A 343-nucleotide genomic window follows, 5' to 3' on the forward strand; every position below is an offset into this window, starting at 1 on the left:
GTAACATCATTGCTAAGCTGAACGGTCGTGACCTGAAAGATTACATCTACAAAGATAAAGGCTCACTAGTATCACTAAGCCGTTTCTCTACGGTAGGTAGCTTGATGGGTAACCTGACTAAAGGTTCGATGATGGTTGAAGGTCGTATTGCTCGCGTGGTTTACATCTCTTTGTACCGCATGCACCAGATGGCGCTTCACGGAATCATCAAGACGTCACTAATGATGTTGGTTGGCCGTATCAACCGTGTTCTACGTCCAAATCTAAAGCTTCACTAATTAGCTAGCTTTTCGAAGAAGAGTTAAGCTTTCAAAATGCTTAACGCTGATAGTAAAAAAGAGCT

1 pseudogene is annotated in these 343 nt (G+C 42.6%); it reads left to right on the forward strand.

Going from position 1 to position 343, the window contains the following annotated elements:
* A pseudogene (locus BCT81_RS03815) lies at positions 1-278 on the forward strand (FAD-dependent oxidoreductase); the annotation flags it as partial.
* Positions 279-343: the final 65 nt, after the last annotated feature.

This window comes from Vibrio sp. 10N.261.52.A1 (assembly GCF_002876325.1).
Lineage (GTDB): Bacteria > Pseudomonadota > Gammaproteobacteria > Enterobacterales > Vibrionaceae > Vibrio > Vibrio chagasii.